This is a genomic window from Aquabacterium sp. A08, assembly GCF_011742065.1.
In genome coordinates, this window is record NZ_JAAQQT010000523.1 from 1 (window position 1) to 5,400 (window position 5,400).

The window sequence follows — 5,400 nt, forward strand, 5'->3', positions numbered from 1 at the left end:
CTTTTTCCAGCATGCGCGAAACGCTGCGTTTGAAAGGCTCAACAGAAGCGGTGCAGGCCGACCTCCGGCTGGCCAAATCCGAGTCCATCAAGCGCAGTGGCAACGTCTCGGTCACGTTCAGAGCCTCTGGCACCAGTTGGTGCTACGGCTTCAGCCAAGACACTGCTTGCAACTGCAACACGCCTGCATCTTGTGTCCTCGATGGGGTGGAATACCGGTGGGACAACACCGCCTACCCAGGCATTGCCCTGGAAAGCAACGTGTCCGGGAACCGCTTTTCCTTTCAGTACCGGCGCGGCACCGTGACGGCAGGCAATGTCCATTTGACGGCACCGAACGGCAAAGCGCTGCGCGTGGTGGTCAGTGGCTTGGGACGTATCCGCATGTGCTCCCCCCGCGGTGAAAGCAAAGTTTCAGGCTACCCGGATTGCAGTTGAAGCGGCAAGCGCACCAGCACCTCGAACTCCCCGCCGTCCTGCCGCAGCCGCAGGCTGGCTTCGGCGTCAAAGTGCAGGGCCAGCCGTTCGCGGATGTTGTCCAGCGCCATGTGGTTGCCGCTGTGCGGCGCCTGGGCGGCGGCGTGGGGCGGTGGCAGGGTGTTGCGCACGTACAGCAGCAGGGTGGTGTCGTCGGCCACGGCCTGCAGGGTGACGTCGGCGCCCTGGGGGTTGGGTTCGGCGCCGTGGCGCACGGCGTTTTCCAGCAGGGGTTGCAGCAGCAGGGGCGGCACCAGGGCCTGGGCGGGGGCGTGGTCGCACAGCCAGTGCAGGCGCAGGCGGTCGGCCAGGCGCTGCTGTTCAATATTGACGTAAGCGCGGGCCAGGGCCAGTTCCTGGGCCAGGGGCACCAAGGTGCGGGCGTCGGCCAGCAGGGCGCGGTAGAGGTCGGCCAGGTCGTGCAGCAGGGCTTCGGCCTGGGCGGGCTGGGTGCGCAGCAGGGCCAGCACGCTGTTGAGGCTGTTGTACAAAAAGTGGGGCCGTATGCGGGCCTGCAGCGCCGTCATGCGGGCCTGGGCCAGCGCGGGCGACAGGCGGTGGTGCCGCCAGTTGAAGTAGAACAGCACCGCACCGGCCACCAGCGCGGCCACGCTGGCGCTGTGGCCGGCACTGCCGGGCAGGCGCAGGCCCATGCCCAGCACCAGGGTGCTGTGCCAGGCGGCGGCGGCCAGCGCGGCCAGGGCCAGCACAGCGGCCACGGCGTGGCGGTAGGCGGCCCGTTCCAGCCAGGGGGCCAGGGCGTACAGCAGCACCACCACGGTCAGCGTGACGGGTTCGTACAGGGGCGCGGCGTCCAGCAGGCCGTGCCACCACGCCTGCCACCCGGGGGCCTGCACCCAGCCGTGCACCAGGCGCAGCAGCTGCACCAGCACCAACGCCCGCAGCAACACCCCCAGGTTGCGGAAGTGGGGCAGGCGGCTGGGGGGGAGTTGGGCCATGGGTGCCAATCTAGCACCAGTCGCAAAAAAAACCGCCACAGGGGCGGTTCTTTATGGAGCGGGAATCCAATTTATTGCCAGAGCTTGGTCAGCGCCGCAAACAGGCCCACAGCAGCAAACATCGTACCCACGGTCCACTTGATGATCTCGACCTTCGCATCAGCCAAACGTGCATCCAGCCTTGCTTCCGTCTCTTTGAGATCGCCCCGCGTCACCAACTGCTGCGCGTGCAAGCTGTACCGGCGATCAATCTCTTTGTTGATCGATTCCACGGCCGCACGCGCCTCGGGGTCGGGCACCCCAGCGGTGATGAAGGCTTTGTAGATTTCGATTTCCATCTGCGCAGTCTAATCTGCACGTCCAGCAAAAGCCATGGCAGGCTGATGGTCAGCCGCCGGGCGGGCGCAAATACCGCGCGTCCGACCAGGTGGCCAGCCACTGCGGCGCGAAGGCCACGAACACGGCGGTGAAGAGGCCGGTCAAAAAGGCGTCGCCCCAGGCCATGAGCCAGCGGGCCACCAGCGCGTCGTGCAGGGTGTTGCCGCCCAACAGGTGGTAGGCCAGTTCGTACAGCACGCCGGCCGCAAACACCGCCACGGCCGTGCCCAAAAAGCCGCGCCCCAGGGTGTAAATGAACAGGTTGGGCGGCAGCCAGCGCCGCAGCGCCGCGCCGATGCCCAGCGCCACCGTGGCCGGCACCAGTCCCACCCAGACGAATTGCGACAGCACGGCCACCCCGCCCGCACTGCCCAACGCCCACACGGCCAGGGCCACCAGCGCCAGCACCGGCACCGCCAGGGGCCAGCCCAGCATCAACAGCAGCAAACACGCGCCCGAAAACTGCACCGCCAAGCCCTGCGGCAGCTTTTGGGGCAGCAGCCAGAACCAGGGCAGCAGCGCCAGCGCGGCCAGGGCGGGCGTGAGCAAGCCGCCTTGCAACATGCGCCAGGGGCGCAGGGCCAGCGCTGCGCCCAGCGCCGCCACGGCCAGCAGCGCTTCCAGCCAGGTGGTCAGGGGCAGCGCGTCGGTCATGGCGGGTGGGCCGGGGCTCACATGCCCGGCAGCTTGGGCATGCCCATGCCCTTCATGGCGCCCATGCGTTTCATCATCTTCATCAGGCCGCCGCCTTTCATCTTCTTCATCATGGCCTGCATCTGCTCAAATTCTTTCAGCAGGCGGTTCACCTCTTGCACGTGCACACCGGCGCCGGCGGCAATGCGGCGCTTGCGCGTGGCCTTGATGAGTTCGGGCTTACGCCGCTCCTGCGGCGTCATGCTGCAGATGATGCCTTCCTTGCGCTTGATGTCCTTTTCGGCGCGGGTCAGGTCGGCGTCGCTGGCCTTGGCGGCCATCTGGGTGGGCAGCTTGTCCATCAGGCTGCTCAGGCCGCCCATCTTTTTCATCTGGCGGATCTGGTCCAGAAAATCTTCCAGGTCAAAGCCCTCACCGCTTTTTACTTTGGCGGCCAGCTTTTGCGCCTGGGCCATGTCCACCCCGGCGGTCACCTGTTCCACCAGCGCCACGATGTCGCCCATGCCCAGCACCCGCCCGGCGTGGCGTTCGGCGTCGAACACCTCCAACCCGTCGATCTTCTCGCTCACCCCGGCGAACTTGATGGGCGCGCCCGTGACCGCGCGCACCGACAGCGCCGCCCCGCCGCGCGAATCGCCGTCCATCTTGGTCAGCACAATGCCGGTCAGCGGCAAGGCCTCCTTGAAGGCCTTGGCGGTGTTCACCGCGTCCTGGCCCTGCATGGCGTCCACCACAAACAGCGTTTCCACCGGGTTCAGCGCGGCGTGCAGCTGCTGGATTTCAGCCATCAAGGCCTCGTCAATGGCCAGGCGGCCGGCCGTGTCCACCAGCAGCACGTCAAAGTAGTGCTTGCGCGCGTAGTCCAGCGCGGCGCGGGCAATGTCCAGCGGCTTCTGGTCGGGCGTGCTGGGGAACCACTCGGCCCCGGCCTGCTTGGTCACGGTTTTCAGCTGCTCGATGGCCGCCGGGCGGTACACGTCGCCCGACACGGTCAGCACCTTCTTCTTGCGCTTCTCAATCAGCAGCTTGGCCAGCTTGGCGGTGGTGGTGGTTTTGCCGGCGCCCTGCAGGCCCGCCATCAAAATCACCGCAGGGGGCTGCGCCGCCAGGTTGATGTCGCTCACCCCCGCGCCCATGGTGGCCGCCAGTTCGCGGTTGATGATGCCCACCAGCGCCTGCCCCGGCGTGAGCGAGCCCACCACCTCGGCGCCCAGGGCCTTGTCCTTGACCCGGGCAATGAAGTCGCGCACCACCGGCAGGGCCACGTCGGCCTCCAGCAGCGCCATGCGCACCTCGCGCAGCATGTCGGTGACGTTGCTGTCGGTGATGCGGGCCTGGCCGCGCATTTCCTTGACCAGGCGGGAAAGTTTTTCGGTAAGGGCTGAGGCCATGCAAAGTGTTCTCGGGTGGGCGTCCAGCGGCGCGGCTGGCCGTTAAACTGTGGGGATGATTTTAGCTGCGAGCCCTTGGTGGACGGCCGTGCCCTCGGTGGGGGCGGCGCTGGGCTACGCCGTGCTGGCCGGCTGGTCGGCGCGGCTGGGGCGCCGGGCCATCAGCGCGCTGATGGGTGGGGTCTGGCTGCTGCACGCCGCCGCCCTGGCTCTGGTGCTGGGGGTGGAGCCGGTGCGCTTTGGCTTTGCCACCACGCTGTCGGTCACGGCGTGGCTGGTGTTCAGCGTGTACGCGCTGGAAACGCGGCTGTACCCACAACTGCGCACCCGCTGGACGCTGGCCGGCCTGGGCACCCCGGCGGTGTTGCTGGCGCTGGCCTTTCCCGGTGCGGCCTACCCGGCGCTGCATTCCACCTGGCTGCCCCTGCACTGGGCGCTGGGCATTGCGTCTTATGGCTTGCTGGGCGTGGCCGTGGCCCATGCCTGGATGATGCAGCGCACCGAACGCCACATCCGCAGCGGCCAGCCGGGCCAGGCGTCGCTGCCGCTGCTGGCGCTGGAGCGGCTGACCTTCCGCTTTGTGGCCGCGGCCTTTGTGCTGCTGACGCTGACGCTGCTGGCCGGCTGGTACTTCAGCAGCGCACTGCCCGCCTCGGGCTGGGCCTGGACGCACAAGACCGTGTTCACCCTGCTGTCGTGGGGCGTGCTGGGCGTGCTGCTGTGGGGCCGCTGGCGCTGGGGCTGGCGCGGCCGGCTGGCGGTGCGCATGCTGTACGCGGCGGCCGGCCTGTTGCTGCTGGGCTATGTGGGCTCGCGCTTCGTCCTTGAAGTGGTGTTGCAGCGCGCATGAAGTACCTGCTCGTTCTGGCCGTGGTGCTGGTGGCCTTTTACCTTTGGCGCAACAACCGCGCCGCCCAAGCGCGCGACGAGGCCGAACGCGCCACCCCGCCGCCACGGCCGGCCCCCCCGCCGGGGCCCGACGCCATCGTCACCTGCCGCCACTGCGGCCTGCACCTGCCCAGCACCGACGCCGTGCGCGGCGCCTTGGGGTACTACTGTGGCCAGGAACACCGGCGCTTGGCCGAAGGCTGACGCCACGGCCGGCGCCCCGCCCCCAGCGGACCCCGCAGACGCCGCCGACGAAGCGGCCACCGGCTTCGCGCCGTCTTGGTTCGTGCCCTCGCCCGCCCCGCCGCCAGACCGGCGCCGCCTGGGCCCGGCCGCCGCCCGGTTGTGGACGCACCTCATGGGCGCGCGCGTCGTCATCGCGCTGGGCCTGCTGGCCTTGCAAGGCCTGGCCTACACCCAGGGCACCGCGCGGCCCTGGCAGTTCATGCTGTGCGCCGTGTACCTGGCCGCCACCCTGGCGGTGCTGCGCTGGTCGCGCCCGGCCCGGTCCGACGCCTACTGGTCCGCCGGCTGGGCCTTCACCCTGTGGGTGGACCTGGCGGTGTTCGGCCTGCTGCAAACCTTCCAGCAAGGCGGCGTCAACTACACCCCCCTGTTCGTGCTGCCGGTGCTGCTGGCGTCCATTCTGGGGCC

General features: G+C 68.8%; 7 protein-coding genes and 1 pseudogene. 4 read left to right on the top strand and 4 right to left on the bottom strand.

Features of this window, described 5'->3' with window-relative positions; genetic code table 11:
- Window positions 1-437: GspH/FimT family protein (locus tag HA630_RS03690; RefSeq protein WP_166832422.1), on the top strand; the 437-nt coding region annotated here is incomplete at its 5' end.
- Here HA630_RS03690 and HA630_RS03695 read toward each other — a convergent pair.
- From HA630_RS03695 to ffh, 4 genes are all read right to left on the bottom strand, one after another.
- The gene (locus tag HA630_RS03695; protein WP_166832424.1) at window positions 419-1,435 is read right to left on the bottom strand and encodes a sensor histidine kinase; all 1,017 of its coding nucleotides are present in this window, start codon (window positions 1,433-1,435) and stop codon (window positions 419-421) included. The two genes, HA630_RS03690 and HA630_RS03695, sit on opposite strands and share 19 nt — an antisense overlap.
- Before the next feature lie 71 nt (window positions 1,436-1,506).
- Window positions 1,507-1,773: a hypothetical protein gene (locus HA630_RS03700; protein ID WP_166832426.1), complete on the bottom strand. Its 267-nt coding sequence runs from the start codon at window positions 1,771-1,773 to the stop codon at window positions 1,507-1,509.
- Between the two features lie 49 nt (window positions 1,774-1,822).
- On the bottom strand, window positions 1,823-2,467 hold the full coding sequence (locus HA630_RS03705; RefSeq protein WP_166832428.1) for a hypothetical protein: 645 nt from the start codon (window positions 2,465-2,467) through the stop codon (window positions 1,823-1,825).
- A 17-nt stretch (window positions 2,468-2,484) separates the two neighbouring features.
- Window positions 2,485-3,858 (bottom strand): signal recognition particle protein, encoded by a 1,374-nt coding sequence (ffh, locus tag HA630_RS03710; protein WP_166832430.1) that lies wholly within the window; start codon window positions 3,856-3,858, stop codon window positions 2,485-2,487.
- A gap of 55 nt (window positions 3,859-3,913) precedes the next feature.
- On the opposite strand from ffh, the gene HA630_RS03715 reads away from it, so the two are divergent.
- The 3 genes and pseudogenes from HA630_RS03715 to HA630_RS03725 form a co-directional block, all read left to right on the top strand.
- A complete protein-coding gene (locus HA630_RS03715) occupies window positions 3,914-4,708 on the top strand; it encodes an inner membrane protein YpjD (RefSeq protein ID WP_166832432.1) in 795 nt (264 codons plus the stop codon).
- On the top strand, window positions 4,705-4,950 hold the full coding sequence (locus HA630_RS03720) for a PP0621 family protein (RefSeq protein ID WP_166832434.1): 246 nt from the start codon (window positions 4,705-4,707) through the stop codon (window positions 4,948-4,950). The genes HA630_RS03715 and HA630_RS03720 overlap by 4 nt, the downstream gene beginning before the upstream one ends.
- A gap of 82 nt (window positions 4,951-5,032) precedes the next feature.
- Window positions 5,033-5,400 (top strand): annotated as a pseudogene (locus HA630_RS03725) (hypothetical protein); the annotation flags it as partial.

Coding starts and splice junctions, on each gene's coding strand:
- HA630_RS03695 (WP_166832424.1), bottom strand. CDS start 1,435: ATGGCCCAACTCCCCCCCAGCCGCCTGCCCCACTTCCGCAACCTGGGG.
- HA630_RS03700 (WP_166832426.1), bottom strand. CDS start 1,773: ATGGAAATCGAAATCTACAAAGCCTTCATCACCGCTGGGGTGCCCGAC.
- HA630_RS03705 (WP_166832428.1), bottom strand. CDS start 2,467: ATGACCGACGCGCTGCCCCTGACCACCTGGCTGGAAGCGCTGCTGGCC.
- ffh (WP_166832430.1), bottom strand. CDS start 3,858: ATGGCCTCAGCCCTTACCGAAAAACTTTCCCGCCTGGTCAAGGAAATG.
- HA630_RS03715 (WP_166832432.1), top strand. CDS start 3,914: ATGATTTTAGCTGCGAGCCCTTGGTGGACGGCCGTGCCCTCGGTGGGG.
- HA630_RS03720 (WP_166832434.1), top strand. CDS start 4,705: ATGAAGTACCTGCTCGTTCTGGCCGTGGTGCTGGTGGCCTTTTACCTT.